Below are 17,003 nucleotides of genomic sequence, written 5' to 3'. Positions count from 1 at the left end.
TACGCAATGATTTTGGACAACGAGAGTGCCAAAAAAACGGCAGAGCTACTTCTACAAATTAATGCAATAAAACTGGAACCCGAAAATCCATTTACTTGGGCATCGGGATGGAAATCACCTATCTATTGTGATAATAGAATTTCTTTATCCTATCCTTCAATACGCAACTATTTACGCGAAGAAATCGCCAAACAGGTCGAGCAATTGTATGGAAAACCTGATGTGATTGCAGGAGTGGCTACTGGGGCAATAGGTATTGGTATTTTGGTAGCTGAAGCTCTTGGATTACCATTTATATACGTACGGCCACAACCTAAATCACATGGCAGACAAAATCAAATTGAAGGTCATCTTGAAAAGGGTCAAACCGTTGTTGTGATTGAAGATTTAATAAGTACCGGAAAGAGCAGCTTAAATGCCGTTAATGCCCTCACGGATTCTGGGGCCAAGGTAAAAGGTATGATTGCGATCTTTAGTTATGGATTCGAAATTGCGGAAGCAAACTTTGAAGAAAAAAATGTAGAATTGCATACCCTTAGTAATTATGAAACTTTACTCGATATTGCTTCAGAGTCAGGGTATATAAAAGAAAGTATGGTACAAACATTGCTTGAATGGAAGGTTAATCCGCAAGCTTGGAAATAATATCAATATGCATATAGAAGTAGAACGAAAAATTGTAGACCAAAGTCCTGAAACTGTTTTCAATTTCCTAACCGACGTAAACAATTTCGAAGTATTGATGCCGGAGAACAAATCGGTATTCGAAGTTTACGACGAAAAAACCTTTCGATTTGGACTCTCAGGTATGCCAGAAATCGTATTGCGTAAAGAAGAAGAGATTCCGCATTCCAAAATTGTACTTGGGGCTGCCAGTAGTAAACTTAATTTCAATTTGACTATTGACATTGAGGAGCTCGAAGCCTCAAAAAGTGAAGTTGGGCTTTCTTTTCAAGGCAAATTCAATGCTATGATGGGAATGATGATAAAGGGTCCAATCACTAAATTCATGGAAACGCTTACCGAGAATATGGACAAAATTGGTTAGAAGGTCATTTTTACTTCCTTAAAATTGAACTGTCTTATACCGTCGCTTTCAGTCTTAATACGAAGTTTTCCGTCAATTTCAATACCTGTGATTTTTCCTAAAAATTCGTTTCCCTCTTGATCAATAAATGACGAAGGAAGATTGAATCTATAGAGAACACTTAAATATTGTTCGTATAAGTCATTCGCGAGAAGGGTTTCAAACTGAATCTGGAGTTGTGTTATGATTTGAGCTAAAATTTGTTCCAAATCAAATTCCCTCCCATCTTGTAGACTCATCGAAGTCGCATTTTCCAAACCTTCAAAAACCTTCTGATTGATATTAAGGCCCACACCAATAACCGACTTGGATATACGGCTGCCATTTAGAATATTTTCAATTAAAATGCCACATATTTTCTTGTCGTCTGCCATTATGTCGTTTGGCCATTTTACAAAAATTTTCTGAAGCCCATTTTGGGCTAAAACATGATAAATCGCTAATGAAACGGCAATGTTTATTTTAAATTGATTTATGGGCTGTAAGCCGGAATGGTGTTTTAAAACACTGAAGGTTAAGTTTTTACCTGGTTCAGTTACCCAATGTGATCCTCTTTGTCCTCTTCCGTTGGTTTGGTCATAGCAACTGACAACCGTAAAATCAGGAAGGTCGTTGGTACCAGCCAATTCTTTTAAAAACAGATTGGTGGAGGCAGTGGCATCAAGTTTGATTATGTTCAATTCAGTACGGTTTTCGTTCGAAAAATGTAATGTTAAATGCAAAAGCTCGCAAACCAAAAAAGTAATAAATTTGTAGAAACCTAAAATTGTTGAATGCAGAGACAAAAAGCTAGCGCAGATGAATTGATTTCTCTTATAATTCACGGAATAGAAGAAGTTAAAGGTTTAGATATTAACCTGCTCGATTTAAGGGAAATAGAAAATACGGTTTGCGACTACTTCATAATCTGCAACGGTACTTCAAATACTCACGTGAATGCCATCGTCTCTTCAGTGCAAAAAACAGTGAGCAAAGCAATCAAAGACAAACCATGGCATATTGAAGGGTCTGACAACGCAGAATGGGTTTTAATGGATTATGTGAATGTAGTAGTGCATGTTTTTCAAAAACAAGCCAGGGATTTCTATGATATTGAAGGCCTTTGGGGTGATGCCAAGGTGACAATGGTAGAGAGCAGTTATAATTAAATCAGAATGTCAAAAGAAAACAATCAAAATACGACTCCAAAAAAACCACGTTTTAGCTCATGGTGGGTTTACGGGGTAATTCTAGTACTTATCATCGGTTTTCAAATTTTTGGAAGCTCAGCTTTTTCAAGTACCCAAGAAATAACCACCTCAGAACTTTACGAATTTTTGAGAAATGGTGATATTGATAAAATCAACATCATAAAAAACAGGGGGCAAGCGAAAATTTTCCTTACTGAATCAGCAAAGGGCAAAGATGTGCACAAGGGGGTGAGCGACAAGCCTATTATACCCTCAACAGGTGCTAACCCGCAGTATATTTTGACATATGGGGAGCTCGAAATTTTTGAAAACAACATAAATGAGATAAAGACCAACAACAGTCTTGATACCGATGTAAAATTCGATACTGAATCAAGTCTGTTTACAGACTTATTGGTCTCTTTGTTGCCTTTCGCATTGATTATAGGAATATGGATTTATCTAATGCGACGAATGTCTGGCGGTGCTGGAGGCGGTGCTGGTGGTCAAATTTTTAACATCGGTAAGTCAAGAGCTAAACTTTTTGATGAAAAGACTGATACGCGCACATCCTTTAAAGATGTTGCTGGTCTTGAAGGGGCAAAAGAAGAGGTTCAAGAGATTGTTGAATTTCTTAAAAATCCAGATAAATACACTTCGTTAGGGGGTAAAATTCCAAAAGGAGCATTATTGGTTGGCCCTCCTGGTACAGGTAAGACCCTTCTAGCCAAAGCTGTTGCGGGTGAGGCCAAGGTACCTTTCTTCTCCTTGTCAGGTTCTGATTTTGTAGAAATGTTTGTTGGGGTTGGTGCCTCAAGGGTAAGAGACCTTTTCAAACAAGCGAAAGATAAATCTCCAGCTATAATATTTATTGATGAGATAGATGCAATCGGTCGTGCCAGGGGAAAAAATAATTTTACAGGCTCAAATGATGAGCGCGAAAACACCTTAAACCAGCTTTTAACCGAGATGGATGGTTTTGGAACCAATACCAACGTTATTGTTTTGGCTGCTACTAACCGAGCAGATGTGTTGGATAAAGCCTTGATGCGTGCAGGTCGATTTGACCGTCAGATTTACGTCGACCTACCTGACATTCGAGAACGTAAAGAAATATTTGAGGTTCATCTACGCCCTATCAAAACAGCTGAGACCCTTGATTTGGATTTCCTGGCGAGACAAACACCAGGATTTTCAGGTGCCGACATTGCAAATGTTTGTAATGAAGCAGCACTGATAGCCGCAAGGAAAGAGAAAAAAGCTGTTTCGAAACAAGATTTCTTAGATGCAGTTGATAGAATCGTTGGAGGTTTAGAGAAGAAAAACAAGATCATTACTCCAGAAGAGAAGAAGACCATTGCGTTTCACGAAGCGGGTCATGCAACTGTAAGTTGGATGCTGGAACATGCCGCACCATTGGTAAAGGTGACCATCGTTCCAAGGGGTCAGTCGTTAGGTGCAGCTTGGTATTTACCTGAAGAACGTTTGATTGTTAGACCGGAACAGATGTTGGACGAGATGTGTGCAACAATGGGCGGTCGAGCTGCTGAAAAGGTAATTTTCAATAAGATTTCAACCGGCGCTTTAAGCGACCTTGAAAAGGTAACCAAACAAGCCAGGGCCATGGTGACCATTTATGGCCTGAATGATGAACTTGGAAATGTCACTTATTACGATTCATCAGGTCAAGGTGAATACGGTTTTACCAAGCCCTACAGTGAAGAAACTGCTCAGAAAATTGACGAGGAGATTTCTAAAATAATCGAACAACAATATCAAAGGGCGATAAAGCTTCTTGATAAAAATAAGGACAAGCTTTCCGAATTAGCTGAACGCCTACTAGAGAAAGAGGTTATCTTCAAAGATGACCTAGAGAAAATATTTGGCAAAAGGCCTTTCGAGAAAGACAATGAACCCACCCAAGTCAACGGGGCAGAGACAAAAACAGAAGCACAAGTAGAGGAAGATAAAGCCTAAATTTTGGTCATGGGTGTTTTTGGAAAACTTTTTGGTGGAGGCAAAAAAATTCCAAAAGAAACGCTTGAAACCAATGGGGAACACCTGCCAGAATTAAAGCTCCCCGTTGATGAAAAGTTCACCGTTAATTTCAAAAGAAACGGTGGTAAATTCATTTACTGCGAAAACTTTAATGAGATATTGGCCACACTCGATAATATTATCGAAGAAAATGATTGGCAAAACCAGCCCTTTAGTACGCTAGACACTAACCTTCAGCAGCGATTCGAAAAAGAAAATCTGAGCTTTGCAGACTTAAAACAGAGCAAGGTTTTTTTTACCACCTGTGAGAACCTAATTGCACATGATGGCTCAATCCTGGTCTGTTCAAATCAAATCAAAGAAAAAAAGCTATCGGAATTACCCTTAAACGTTATTGTTTATGCCACCACAAGTCAGTTAATGGAATCGATTAGTGATGCGCTAAAAGCAATTAAAACAAAATATCTCAAAAAACTACCAGACAACATTACCTCTTTAAAACACTTTCAACTTACCGAAGAAAACAAAAATGATTTTCTTTCTTATGGCAGCGCGTCTAAAAATATCTATCTTTTGCTGCTCGAAGATTATTGATTAATGCGTGAACTATTACGAAGATCTCTTACTGGGATAATCTATGTTATTTTACTGCTTTCAGCTGTGTTCCTGAGCACGGATGCCTATGACTTTCTTTTTATGGCTTTTGGCCTAGGCTGTCTCTATGAATTTAAGAGAATCGTCAAATTAAAAGGGTATTACATTTTCATGGTATACTTGTTATTATGGTGGCTATTTATCTATTTCTTGGAGGATACCACAATGTTGGTTACCATTTTAATGGTTCTTACCCTTACTATTAACTTGGCGCTATTAGCCTATCTATTTTCTCCAAAACAGAAGACATTTAATTCAGTCCAAAAATTCATTATTGCACTTTTCTACATCGGCGGAGGTTGTATTTTCCTTACCAAAATACCGTATAGCAATGATGTATTTGCTAAATATTTAATAACCGGAATTTTCATTTTGATTTGGGTTAATGATACTTTTGCATATGTTGTAGGTAGGTTGATTGGAAAAAATAAACTCTATCCATCCGTATCTCCTAAAAAGACAATTGAAGGCTTTTTAGGTGGTTTTGTTTTTGCATTGGTTGCCTCTTATCTAATTTCAAAATATGTAGCCGTATTGGATACTATGCAATGGCTGATTTTAGCGAGTGTTGTGGTTTTTATGGGCACTTTGGGCGACCTATTGGAATCAAAGTTTAAACGAGTTGCTAAGGTGAAGGATAGTGGAGCAATCTTACCAGGTCACGGTGGTATTCTTGATAGGTTGGATAGTTTGGTTTTCGCAGCTCCATTTGCCTATTTCACATTAAAAATATTTGCAAATGTTTCATAAAGAAGGGCAGAAAATAATCCTGTTCACATTTATTATAACCGTCGCATTGATTATTGCGGCACAGTACTTAATTGGATTAGTTTGGTTGCGGTATGCAGTTCAGTTACTCGTGTTGGTTGTTTTGATTCTAATTTTACAATTTTTTAGAAATCCAAAACGTCCTGTAACACCCGATTTTGACAAAATATTGGCTCCTGTTGATGGCAAGGTTGTGGTTATTGAAGAGGTTGAAGAAACCGAATATTTCAATGAAAAAAGAAGGCAGGTATCCATATTTATGTCCCCTTTGAATGTGCACGTAACGCGATACGCGGCTAGCGGAACAGTAAAATTTTCAAAGTACCATCCTGGTAAATATTTAGTGGCATGGCACCCTAAATCTAGCACCGAAAATGAACGAACAACAGTGGTCCTGAATACTCCTAAGTTTGGTGATATTTTATACCGCCAAATTGCTGGTGCCTTGGCTCGTAGAATAGTTAATTATGCTAAAGAAGGGGAAAATGTTACTCAGGGCACTGATGCAGGTTTCATTAAATTTGGCTCTAGGGTAGATGTGTTTTTACCATTGGAAAGTAAGATTACTGTAGAGATAGGTCAAAAAGTTATTGGTGCCAAGACTACTATAGCAGAAGTTTAACTTAGTAAATGATTGACGAAAAACTACATAAGAAATTTAATAAAGCTGTAGACTTTGTCAACGATTATACCGAACCGCTACCCGCAGACCTCTTATTGAAATTATATGCATACTATAAAATAGCCAATAAGAACTTTGACCATCCTGGTAGTAAAACCCCTTTGATTAATGCCTTTAAGGCAAACGCTTTAATTCAAGCAAAGAACATTAGCATTGAAGAAGCTATGCAGAGCTATATAAAACTGGTTGATATTGAAATCAGGATGAAAGAATAGATTCCGATCTTGAAAAACCAGTATCGGAAGTATGGAAGTATACCCCTCCAAATATGGTTACCATAAAATAAAGACCAACAAGATATCCTCCCCAGGATAGATAGGCATTCAACCCAAACCAATCACCCATAAAGTAAAGGAATACCAACCCAACAACACCTCGAAATACTTCAATAAAAGAGGCATAGGATTTACGGTCCATAAGCGTGGTGTACCCGTAAATTCCAACAAAAACGAAACTTGCAAAGATCAAAAGGTTATTGAATCCTATTTCAGAATAGTTATAGAACATAAACAACATCAATGCAGTGTTAGCCAATAATTGGAAGATTGAATACCCTTTCAGTGCTAATGAAGTCGAAGGTTGATAGCGCTCAAAATTGTAAACGTCTTCAATCTTAGATATGGGGTATTTTTCAATAACATCCTTTGGCCGCCAACCTGTCGGCATAAACCAAATTCTAAATTTGTCCCACCAATTAGAAGTTCTCCAAGCGTCTAGGAATAAGCGCCAAACATGTTGAAAATTAATTAAAATCGGATTCCAGGTTGCAGCTGGTTTCAAGACACCATACTGCGGTGGAACCTCATCCAATTCTTCCTGAAAAGTACCGAACATACGGTCCCAAATACACAATATTTGGCCCAGGTTTTTGTCTATATATTCAGGATTTATTGCATGGTGTACACGATGCTGGGAAGGTGTTACTATTACATATTCTAGCCAACCCATCTTACCTATATGCTGTGTATGATACCAAAACTGTGCGAATAAGTGAATAGGTGCTAAAATTGCTATTACCTCGCTCGGGACACCCAGCAAGGCCGCAGGAATCATTAATAAGGCAAAATAACCTACGAGATTCGAAATTGATTGACGCAATGCACAGGCTAAATTAAACTCTTCACTGCTGTGGTGAATCACATGTTGGTTCCAAAAAATATTGATGTGATGGCTAAGTCTATGGTTCCAGTAACCAGCAAAGTCAATTGCAATGAAAGCGACAAACCAAACTACCCAGGTATTCTCTAGCTTTATGAGCGCCACATTATCCACCAAAAAAGGATAGCTAACCAAGACCAAGACAAGACCCAATGAATCCTTTACAATATTGGTCAAACCTGAACTTAGGCTACTGACCGTATCCATGACGTTGTGTTTTTGGTCTTTTATAAAATAACCATAGAGTATTTCCAACAGCACCAAACCAACAAAAAATGGGATTGCATATAACAATGCATTCGCGTACGTTTCCATAGCATTAAAGGTACAAATTCATCTTTTTTATATCGTCAGAAGTTGTCAAATCAGGCAATAATTCCGAAACAGGAATGCACGAAAAGGCAGAAGGATTTTCACGAACTGCCATTCGTACAGCATCTGGTAATTCCTTTTCATTGCGTATTGAATGAAGAGGACAGTTCATTAAAAATGAATATATATGTTCACCTGAAAAATTAAAAATATTCATGCTAATTGCAAGTTCTCCATGTTCATCGCGAAATTGATTTAGTTCTGTCACATCAGGTTTTTCGATGATTTGCAATAGGTTACCATTGGGGTCAATATCCATTACGGCAAACTTGGATAATCGTTCATCATCAAATCCCAAACCTGAACCACTATAAGCCATAATGGCATGTGGCGCAGTACGCTCCATTCGCAATTTGCCCATCACGTTTGAAGAGTATAAGTTATCACCATTACAAACCGTAAAATATTGTTGCTTTAACTCAGGATACTGGTCCATGCATTGCTGAACTGCATCAGCCGTACCCAAAGGTTTGTCCCGGTCTTCGGGAACTTTTTGTATAGCAATCTCTATTTGAAGCTTGGTTAAAAGCTCCTCGCTACCATGGGAGTCCAAGAATTTATAGAATGGTTGATTTTCAGCAGATGTGATGATATACACCTTTTGAATGCGTGCGTTCACTGCATTTCGCAATAGATAAAATAATAAGGGTCTTTTGTGGTCATCGATTGGAATAAGGCTTTTATGCCAATTCTGGGCAGCATAAATAACGTCTGCATCCAAGTTGGCACCTTCCAAACTTCGTTTCATTCTAGAGGAAGCTCCTCCTGCCATTATAACCAGACTATTGTTCATCAGCGCTCTGGATAAGTTAATTGTACTTCGTAAGCGTCTTTTGCACCAGTTTTGATAAAAGCGTTTTTGACGTCTTCTATTTTACTAAGGTCTACTAAGGCCACTATCGAACCGCCCCCGCCGGAACCGATAGTTTTCGTGGCAAGGGCGCCCGCATTTCTAGCGTTAAACATCATTTCTTGCATTGCAATAGGAGTGTTGCCAATCTGATTTTCCAAAATCGCTTGATGTTGGTTCATCAAATAAGACAGTTCCCTAATATCCGAATTGGGTTTGTTAAGATAATCCTTGGCTCTTTTAGTGATGTGCAAATTAAAAATTGCTGCATGCCAATAAGGTTGGTATTTTTCTGATATCAGATTCCTGTACCTTTCATATTCTACTGGAGTAGCTTTTTGAATCTCAAAATCAGGATGGTTGTTCCATACCTCTTGAATAGCATTTTCCTGAAAAATCCTGGCATTTTTTAATACATCCTGCGTTTGCTTTTCAATTCCAGACTCTGCAACCACCAAATTTCCTAGAGTACCCTTAAGTTGTTCTGTTTTTCCAGTTGTGGTATCAATAAATAACAAACCTTGTTGGGCAATTGCGTATTGATCCATTAAACCGCCAGGCTGCTTAAAAAAACCAACCTCGGCTTCATAGGCCAAATGACCGATCTCTGCATCGGTAAACGAAATTTCGGTTTGGGTAGAAATCAAAAAACGAATCCAGGCGACGACCAACGCAGATGAACTCGATAGCCCAGCGTTTAAAGGGATATTTCCTGAAATTTCAATATGATATCCTCGGGTAAATGTCAATCCTTTATCCCTCAATATGGTCATTCCGGAGCGGAAGTAATCGTCTTTGGGAACTTCATTAAAAGAAGAATCCAAATCAATGGTTTCCATTCGATTTAAATCCTTTAACCCAATAAGGTATTGGTTTTCATTGATAGGATTTGCCCTCAGTTCTATGAAACGATTTATAGAACCCGCAATAACGGGTAAACCAAGATAGTCTTGGTGGTCTCCATAAAAACAGATTCTGGCAGGAACCTTAATTAAAATTTCATCCACTTATGAAATAATTTGAAGTGGTTTGGTATCCGACCAATTCCCCCTAGTAAAATCCGGAAAAGGCTGCGGTGAACCTCCACTGGCAACTGAACGTTCGCTCAAGGGCGCCACTGCACTCCAAAAGCAACCTTCATAAACATTTTGGTCCAAAGGAAGTCCCTTTTGCAAACACTCTACGATTCGATAGACCATAATACCATCCATGCCGCCGTGACCACTGCCCTTCGCAGCTTGATTCAGTCTTTTGTACAAAGGGTGGTCGTATTTTTCATAAAGAACCTCAAGATTATCTCCCCGCACCCAGCTGTGATGGTCTTTGGTTACACCCTCAACCCCACCTTCCAAAGCCACACGTGTTGGAAATCCTGCCAAAGTGCCTTTGGTTCCTTGAATCAAATTCAAACGGGAGTAAGGCCTAGGGCTTGTTTCATCCCACTGCACCATTATGGTTCGGCCCAAATTGGTCTTTAATATTGAGGTGTTTAAATCACCACCTTTAAAGTCGAGTTTATTCCATTTATGATCGGTAGCGTAGTTTGCTTCCGCGTATGATTTTCGCCCCATGGCAGGTGTAGAAAAGGAAACTAAACTTGCGAAAGTATCATCTCCCCTACCTAAATTCATGTATTGTGCAACCGGACCGAGCCCATGTGTTGGATATAAATTTCCATTTCGATTGGCATAATGATGGGTTCGCCATGAACCGGTACCTCGGTCCTGCTCTTCCATTTGCCAACGCAGTTCATGAATGTAGGCAGCTTCTGCATGTAAAAGCTCGCCCACAACCCCTTTTCTGCACATGTTGAGGAACATAAGTTCATCACGGGAGTAGTTCACATTTTCAAGCATCATGCAATGCTTTTGAGTGGATTCTGAAGTATCAACAATATCCCACATTTCTTGCAAGGTCAATGCAATTGGCACCTCAACCATGGCATGGGCACCCTTTTTCATTGATTCAATGGCCATCGGTGCATGATTGGCCCAGTTGGTAGCAATAAAGACCACATCAGGACGGACTTCTTCCAACATGGTTTTCCACTTGTCTTCACTCCCCCAATACAGCTTGATATCTTGATGCCTATCCGACTCGGAAACCTCTCGTACCCAACCCAATTTTTCTTTTACCAAATCTTCATATAAATCAGAAATGGCCACTACCTCTGTACCTGGCAAGGCAGCTAAGAACTTTAAATGATATCCACCGCGGGCACCAACGCCAATAAATGCAGCTCTTAAATTCTCAATTTTTGGGGCAGCAAAATCACCCATATAAGTTGAAGTGTATGGCCTGGTTGTTTGCCCTCGTAAAAACTCAGGATAAATGGTTGCAGCACCAAAAGCTGCGGAAGCCAGTGTAGTCTTCTTTAGAAACTCCCTTCTGTTCGCTTTCTTCAATTGTTTTGGTTTTGTGATTACAGTGAAGATAACAAAAGGCACTGGAAGTACCCTTGTTTCCAATTGTATAAAAAAAGCCGGGAGTCTCCCCCCGGCCAACAATTAACCAAAACAACTATGACTACACTAAAATGAATTCTATTGTGGTTGTATTTCTACAAGAACCAAATTGTAACCTCCTCTTGGGTCACCTAACCAAACTACACCTGGGCCGCTTGATATCAAACCTTTACCAAATTGTACATCGTTTAGTTCGCTTACACGACGAACGGTGGTATTCTCATCTGCAGGACCTTCATCAGCTCCCGATTGTCTTGGGGCTTGATAGATTCCGAAGCCTACTGGCTCATCAATTTCGGTACCTGAATCGTACATGTACGATTTTTCACTGGCACCTGTACCCGATACCGGTACTCCGTTTTCGTCGAACAATGGGTAACCAGCATTGTTATAAGCCAAGAACCAATCATTGGAGTTCACGAACATTGTTGAATAACCGAATTTGAAGTTTTGACCTTCAGGAACGGTCAATGTAAAGGTCAAAGCACCACCAGGACCAACAGGGGCAGTCTCGTTACTTGCAGCCACTGGAATTCCAAGACCTTCTAAATAAGATACTGCAACACTGTTATTTCCATCTTCTGCAATTTCTTCCAATCCGTTGTTGGGATTATTGGTTTCACCTTGCAGTACAAATGGGTCTCTATCACCATTAAAGGCATAAACAATACCAGGTGAGAACACACTTATTGAGGATGCCAAACGCAGTGGCGCTCCTTGCTCACCTTCTTCATGAAACCAGTTGTACAATGGCATTGGGTTACCATCTTCGGCAATCGCCTCTAGACCTACACCCCTATCTTCTTCACCCAAAGTGAACAATGGATTCTCCAAGGCATGCAATACGACGATACCAGGAGTCACAACAAAATCAGTGGCTTTTTTGGTAATGGTAAGGGTAAATGTACCTGCAGAAGAACCGTCACCTGCTTCGTAATCCAAAATTGCGGAAAGGTAAAAGTCACCGCGGTTACCATTACGGTCCACCAATCGAGTTGCTGGGTTAGGATCTTCAGGACCAACATTAGCACCAGCAGGAGGGAAAGAAGCAGGGTCATTATCAGCCTCAGTACCCAAATCGTACAATACCAACTCACTCGCGATATCTACTCCATTAAGGGCAGCGCCGTTTTCCCAAAGGTCTATACCCCCAAAATCTTCTGGAGCTAAGAACCAATCGTTACTGTTGCCCATCATGGTCACCGGTGAAATTTTTGCACCAGGTACGGCATTAAATTCAAGCACATATTGGCCACCTTCTGTAGTTAAAGGACCAGGCTCTGAAGCACCTACCGGTGTATTAAAAACATGGGCATTAAAATAGTTGGCAACATTACTGATAGTAATATTGAATGTAGTGGTACGAGCTTCAGTCGCATTACCCGCTCCCAAAGAAGGAATGGCCTCTTCTGACCAATCAGAAGCTGAATCACCTTCGCCGTCATATTCTATACTAGCTGAAAGACCTACCGTAGGTACAAACTCACCAGCTGTCCAAATACCTGCCTCAACTGCTACATTTTCGCGAGCAGCACCAGGAGCTCCCCATTGTACGAAATCCACAATTGCTTCAGCATTTGTAAACTCATTGGTAGAGTAAAAACCTAGACCACCTTGCTCATCGGGCATATCATATGGCAATACCAAAAATTCACCTGCTTCCAACGTTATTGAACCAGAAACAGGCTCCAAGGTTCCGATTCTTGAATATTGACCTGGGCCAAGACACAACCAAAAATCACTGAGGTCGATGGCGTTTGAGCCATTGTTCCAAATTTCCACTTGATTCAAGTTCCCGTATTGAACCTCATTGATAACGATCATGGCCTTAGCCTCTGCAGGCATGGTCAATTCGTTTTCAGCACCAAAAGTCTCTGTACCGGTTTCTGACCAGTTGGCCACACCGTTACCATCGCCATCATAAATAATGGTATTCTCTGCATTACCGGTTACCGCAACAAATTCACCAGCCGTCCAAAGACCTGCTTCTACAGCAACGTTCTCACGTGCATTACCGCCTTCGCCCCATTGCACAAAATCAACCATGGCATCGGCACTTGTAAATTCATTTGAGGAATAAAGCCCCATTCCGCCAGTTTCCCTTGGCATCTCATAGAATACAGTTAGGTATTCACCAGCACCAAGGTTCACATTACCTTCAGTAGTAAGGTTAGCGATTTGGGCATAGGCACCAGGGCCTAAACAAAGAAAATAACTACTTAAATCAGCAGCTGCATCACCGTTGTTCAAAATCTCAACACGGTCTCCCAAGTATTCTACTTCATTCAAAACAAATGAAGCTTGACCTGTTGGTTGGGGTGCCGGCTCTTCCGGGGTTCCATCATCAGGTGGAAGTGTTACCACTTCGTTGTCGTCTTCAGAACAGGCCATGATCAACAAGGACAGGGCAGCCATTCTTAAAAAATTCTTTTTCATAACAATTATATTTTTTGGATTAAAATTCGTTTACGGTGCAAATGAAGTCACAACAAGTGCCTGTATACTATTAATTGTGTGTGAAACGGAATTTTGAGCTTTAAAACGGAATAATCCCTTTCTTTGGGAAGCACTGTGTTTATTGGGTTTTTTATAAAAACCACTTTAATACAATTTGGAATTGAAAGTTTTGGGCTTTCTTTAAGAACTAATGTAGATTACTATATTTATTGGCCTAAAAATTGAGCCAGAACAACTTTTTCAATTATGCGTAAAGACCGATTATACCTATATACCTTTTTGGCCATAGCCATCATATTTGTAATTATAGGTGGTATCGCTACACAATATTTTGTCAGGGCAAGCGCGAATGAAATGTTGAGTTCGCAATTGGAATTCAGTAAAAGGGAAGCTCGTGCAATTTCAATATTGATTGGGAACCAACTTGAAAATGGTATTGATAAAATGGACTTTGTTGATACCTTTCAAAATACCATAAAGGATTCCAACAAAGAATCTTTGGGTTTTGTAAGCATCATTGATTGGTCTGGAAAGGTAATCTGTCACCCAAATCGCCCACAAATCGGCACAACTATTGACCAAAATAACTCAGCCAATACTGCAGTGGATGGCGAATTTACAGCCGACCAATTGTTCGATTTGATACAAAACGGTAGTTCTTCGCAAGACGCTTCAGAAATTATTCATCTGAACGCAGTTCCAAATTCAGATTGGTTGGTCGCATCACATGCCAACATCGGTTTGATTTCGCAACGATTGCAAAGCCTTCGTAACCGTTTTTACTTGCTGTTCAGCGTTATGGGCTTTATCATGATTCTTTCTTCGGTATTTATGGTGCGATTGATTGGGAGTGTCTATGAAAAAAGGTTGGAAACCAAGAACCAAGAATTGGAGAGCGAGGTCATCAATCTGGCAAAACTCAATAGTGACTTGGGCAAATACCAAAAACGGGTAATTGAAGAAAAACCCAAAGAGGAAGAGGTTAATAGCGAAGAAGACCAAGAAATAAAAGAAACGAACAAAAAACGGATTCTCACCTATTTGCGTAACGAACTCCTAACGGTTTCCGTTGAAGACATCGCCTTCATTTATACTGAAAACACCATTACCTACGTAGTCGATATGAATGGCAAACGGTCAACCACCAATAGTAGTTTAGACGAGCTGTATTCCGGTTTTGACAGCAATTATTTTTATCGGGCCAATCGGCAATTTATCATTGCTATTACAGCCATTGATAAAATCATCCGGTACGGTAACAACCAATTGAAAATTGTGGTCAATCCGAATTCGGAATTGGATATCATCATTGGAAAAAACAAGGCTGCAGAATTCAAGCAATGGTTGAATAGCTAGCCCTCTATTTAAGCTTTTGTTTTTTCAGGTGAAGAATAAAAATGGCGTTCACTCCAATATGCAAGCCACCATCTTCAAAATTGAAGTTATTGGGTGTCAAGAGAATACTCGAAGCCTCATCAAAACTTTTGGTATTGGTCATATGCATTTGCATGGTCACATCACCAATTTCCCAATTTAAACCGATAGCGAATGAGTTATAGCCTTCCGGACCTTGGTCTCGATTCGCCACCCAATGGTATTCACTGGTCAATTCGGTATGCTTGCCGATACGATAACGCCCACCTAGACCCAATGCGAAAAAGTCAGTTCGCCCTAAGGTAGGTTGCGGCCAAGTCGCATGAATATAGGTCGGTGCTATCTGCAGGGAAAGGTTTCTATTAAACTTTCTGGCAATAATCAATTGCTGGGTAAAGAAAAAACGATCGGACTGCATTCTGGGTAAACGAATACCATTGTACTCTCGCGTTAATAATGAGGTGCTTTGCAAGGCGGTTATACCAAAAGGCACCTTATTATCATCCGTTTGGCGTAACAGACGATATTTTAAAAAGCCGTTTAAAACCCCATCAAATGTATTTACAGAAAATGAGGTGGTAAACCTATCGGTAAAGGCATAGTCAAAACCAAATTGTGCTGAAAAACGATCTACTAGAAAACTATTTCGTGGCTCTTCCATGGGAATGTTCCAATAACGTGTGCCGAAATAGAGCTGTAAAGCCCCTTTTTTACGGGTTTCCACAGATTGAGCCACAGAGAGTCTTGTGGTCTTGAAGGTGGCCATGGTAAGTAAGGTGGTGTCCTTACGCTCCTTGGCCAAAATATCCAATAGACTGTCTTGTGCTCTTATCCCAGATAGGCCCAAAAAGCACACAAAAACGAAAATTATGTTAGCTGACCTATTCATATGGAAAGTATTCAAATCTAAATTCTACTTGTATGTTCTTTGCGATGTTGGGAGATAACAATGCCGGTATTTTGATATTGAAATCACTGACCGGAACTTCGAACTCCCCCTGAAAAACCGTACTGTCTGCTGTTTTATTGACCTTGGTCTTCAGTTCTATCTCTTTCTTAACCCCATGAAACTCCATTTCACCACTCACCAAATAGGTACCGTTTTCCAATTCGGGATTTTTCATGCCCTGAATCTTTCCAATAAAATTCAATTCCGGATACAGGTCCGACTCCACATAACTCTCATTAAAATGCTCTTCCATCAGAGCCTTTTTAAAGACAAAGGCCCGCATCAACATGTTGACCACAATTTCCCCCTTTGGCACATCTATAATGCTCAATACTTGATTGTTGGTCGCTTCGATATCCTCCACTGAAGTATAGGAGAAGAAAGACACACTACCCTGTCGGGCAATGATTTGTTCGCTCTCTTGGCCATTCACCCCAAAGTGGAGCATTGCCAATAAGAACAGTATTCTATGGATTGGTGTTTTCATTGATTGGAACGCAATTTAACATTATTACATCTAATAGATAGCCCTTACAAATACCACGCAACTTTAAGGTATCGCCCACGGCCAAATTCTCGATATTCAAATTTTTTGAAGCCATCTCACACATCACAAAACTCTTGGTGAAGTTTTTACTTTTCAATAAGATGGTATAGCGGTCATTTATGAATGAGATTTCCTTGATTTCGCCTTGTACTTGCACCACTTGTTCTACCAAGGCATCAGAAGCAGTCTCCTTATCTTCTTTAAATAGTTGTATCAAATCGTCGGTATCAAGAACGGCAGCCACCTCCAATTTCGTGACATCTTTTTGCGCCGGTTTCTGAAATTCATTGTAGAAATAGAGTAGCCCGACCACAAGGGCCACCAGCGGTAGGTAGTAGATTATTTGTAAGATTTTTTTCTTTCGCACGGTCTTCATGTAAAACGGGCAAGGCAAGTTACGCTCTTGCCCGATTCTTTCATAGCAATGGAATTTTCCCATTATTGCCACAAATGAACCACGACAGCAGCGTAAA

At 40.0% G+C, this 17,003-nt stretch carries 18 protein-coding genes; 9 read left to right on the top strand and 9 right to left on the bottom strand.

Annotated elements, in window-relative coordinates; all coding sequences use genetic code 11:
- The first annotated feature begins 6 nt into the window (after window positions 1-6).
- Window positions 7-645 carry an orotate phosphoribosyltransferase gene (gene pyrE / locus HCU67_RS15580; RefSeq protein WP_168553598.1) on the top strand — a complete coding sequence of 213 codons (639 nt, stop codon included), beginning with the start codon at window positions 7-9 and terminating at the stop codon, window positions 643-645.
- Window positions 646-652: 7 nt separating this feature from the next.
- Window positions 653-1,048, top strand: coding sequence for an SRPBCC family protein (locus HCU67_RS15575; protein ID WP_168553597.1), 396 nt, complete (start codon window positions 653-655; stop codon window positions 1,046-1,048).
- On the opposite strand, the gene HCU67_RS15570 is transcribed toward HCU67_RS15575, so the two are convergent.
- Window positions 1,045-1,767, bottom strand: coding sequence for a biotin--[acetyl-CoA-carboxylase] ligase (locus HCU67_RS15570; RefSeq protein ID WP_168553596.1), 723 nt, complete (start codon window positions 1,765-1,767; stop codon window positions 1,045-1,047). The genes HCU67_RS15575 and HCU67_RS15570 overlap by 4 nt on opposite strands.
- Window positions 1,768-1,860: 93 nt before the next feature.
- On the opposite strand from HCU67_RS15570, the gene rsfS reads away from it, so the two are divergent.
- The 6 genes from rsfS to HCU67_RS15540 are packed head-to-tail and all read left to right on the top strand — an operon-like array spanning window position 1,861 to window position 6,573.
- Window positions 1,861-2,235: a ribosome silencing factor gene (gene rsfS / locus HCU67_RS15565; RefSeq protein ID WP_168553595.1), complete on the top strand. Its 375-nt coding sequence runs from the start codon at window positions 1,861-1,863 to the stop codon at window positions 2,233-2,235.
- 6 nt (window positions 2,236-2,241) lie between these two features.
- Complete coding sequence (ftsH, locus tag HCU67_RS15560; RefSeq protein ID WP_168553594.1) at window positions 2,242-4,233, top strand: ATP-dependent zinc metalloprotease FtsH; 1,992 nt, start codon at window positions 2,242-2,244, stop codon at window positions 4,231-4,233.
- 9 nt (window positions 4,234-4,242) lie between these two features.
- Window positions 4,243-4,848, top strand: a complete 606-nt coding sequence (locus tag HCU67_RS15555; RefSeq protein ID WP_168553593.1) for an LUD domain-containing protein — start codon at window positions 4,243-4,245, stop codon at window positions 4,846-4,848.
- Between the two features lie 3 nt (window positions 4,849-4,851).
- The gene (locus HCU67_RS15550) at window positions 4,852-5,658 is read left to right on the top strand and encodes a phosphatidate cytidylyltransferase (RefSeq protein ID WP_168553592.1); all 807 of its coding nucleotides are present in this window, start codon (window positions 4,852-4,854) and stop codon (window positions 5,656-5,658) included.
- Window positions 5,648-6,298: a phosphatidylserine decarboxylase family protein gene (locus tag HCU67_RS15545; RefSeq protein ID WP_168553591.1), complete on the top strand. Its 651-nt coding sequence runs from the start codon at window positions 5,648-5,650 to the stop codon at window positions 6,296-6,298. The genes HCU67_RS15550 and HCU67_RS15545 overlap by 11 nt, the downstream gene beginning before the upstream one ends.
- Before the next feature lie 8 nt (window positions 6,299-6,306).
- Window positions 6,307-6,573, top strand: coding sequence for an acyl-CoA-binding protein (locus HCU67_RS15540; RefSeq protein WP_168553590.1), 267 nt, complete (start codon window positions 6,307-6,309; stop codon window positions 6,571-6,573).
- Here HCU67_RS15540 and HCU67_RS15535 read toward each other — a convergent pair.
- From HCU67_RS15535 to HCU67_RS15515, 5 genes are all read right to left on the bottom strand, one after another.
- Window positions 6,557-7,831 (bottom strand): sterol desaturase family protein, encoded by a 1,275-nt coding sequence (locus HCU67_RS15535; RefSeq protein ID WP_168553589.1) that lies wholly within the window; start codon window positions 7,829-7,831, stop codon window positions 6,557-6,559. The two genes, HCU67_RS15540 and HCU67_RS15535, sit on opposite strands and share 17 nt — an antisense overlap.
- A 4-nt stretch (window positions 7,832-7,835) precedes the next feature.
- Window positions 7,836-8,681 (bottom strand): sugar phosphate nucleotidyltransferase, encoded by an 846-nt coding sequence (locus HCU67_RS15530; RefSeq protein ID WP_168553588.1) that lies wholly within the window; start codon window positions 8,679-8,681, stop codon window positions 7,836-7,838.
- Window positions 8,681-9,745 carry a GHMP family kinase ATP-binding protein gene (locus HCU67_RS15525; protein WP_168553587.1) on the bottom strand — a complete coding sequence of 355 codons (1,065 nt, stop codon included), beginning with the start codon at window positions 9,743-9,745 and terminating at the stop codon, window positions 8,681-8,683. The genes HCU67_RS15530 and HCU67_RS15525 overlap by 1 nt, the downstream gene beginning before the upstream one ends.
- Window positions 9,746-11,143: a Gfo/Idh/MocA family protein gene (locus HCU67_RS15520; RefSeq protein ID WP_168553586.1), complete on the bottom strand. Its 1,398-nt coding sequence runs from the start codon at window positions 11,141-11,143 to the stop codon at window positions 9,746-9,748. It abuts the gene before it with no gap.
- A gap of 138 nt (window positions 11,144-11,281) precedes the next feature.
- Entirely contained in the window at window positions 11,282-13,639 is a 2,358-nt protein-coding gene (locus HCU67_RS15515) for a spondin domain-containing protein (protein WP_168553585.1), read from the bottom strand.
- 267 nt (window positions 13,640-13,906) lie between these two features.
- On the opposite strand from HCU67_RS15515, the gene HCU67_RS15510 reads away from it, so the two are divergent.
- Window positions 13,907-15,016 carry a LytR/AlgR family response regulator transcription factor gene (locus tag HCU67_RS15510; RefSeq protein WP_168553584.1) on the top strand — a complete coding sequence of 370 codons (1,110 nt, stop codon included), beginning with the start codon at window positions 13,907-13,909 and terminating at the stop codon, window positions 15,014-15,016.
- Between the two features lie 4 nt (window positions 15,017-15,020).
- On the opposite strand, the gene HCU67_RS15505 is transcribed toward HCU67_RS15510, so the two are convergent.
- From HCU67_RS15505 to HCU67_RS15495, 3 genes are read right to left on the bottom strand one after another with little or no spacing between them, the layout of a single operon-like run.
- Window positions 15,021-15,923 (bottom strand): DUF5777 family beta-barrel protein, encoded by a 903-nt coding sequence (locus HCU67_RS15505; protein ID WP_168553583.1) that lies wholly within the window; start codon window positions 15,921-15,923, stop codon window positions 15,021-15,023.
- Window positions 15,916-16,470 carry a YceI family protein gene (locus HCU67_RS15500; RefSeq protein WP_210423752.1) on the bottom strand — a complete coding sequence of 185 codons (555 nt, stop codon included), beginning with the start codon at window positions 16,468-16,470 and terminating at the stop codon, window positions 15,916-15,918. The genes HCU67_RS15505 and HCU67_RS15500 overlap by 8 nt, the downstream gene beginning before the upstream one ends.
- Window positions 16,451-16,969, bottom strand: coding sequence for an OB-fold protein (locus tag HCU67_RS15495; RefSeq protein WP_168553582.1), 519 nt, complete (start codon window positions 16,967-16,969; stop codon window positions 16,451-16,453). Before HCU67_RS15495 ends, HCU67_RS15500 begins: the two co-directional genes overlap by 20 nt.
- Between the last annotated feature and the right edge of the window lie 34 nt (window positions 16,970-17,003).

This window comes from Croceivirga thetidis, assembly GCF_012272815.1.
GTDB lineage: Bacteria > Bacteroidota > Bacteroidia > Flavobacteriales > Flavobacteriaceae > Croceivirga > Croceivirga thetidis.
Note: the sequence above shows the minus strand (reverse complement) of the source record. Positions and strands in the feature narration are given on the sequence as shown.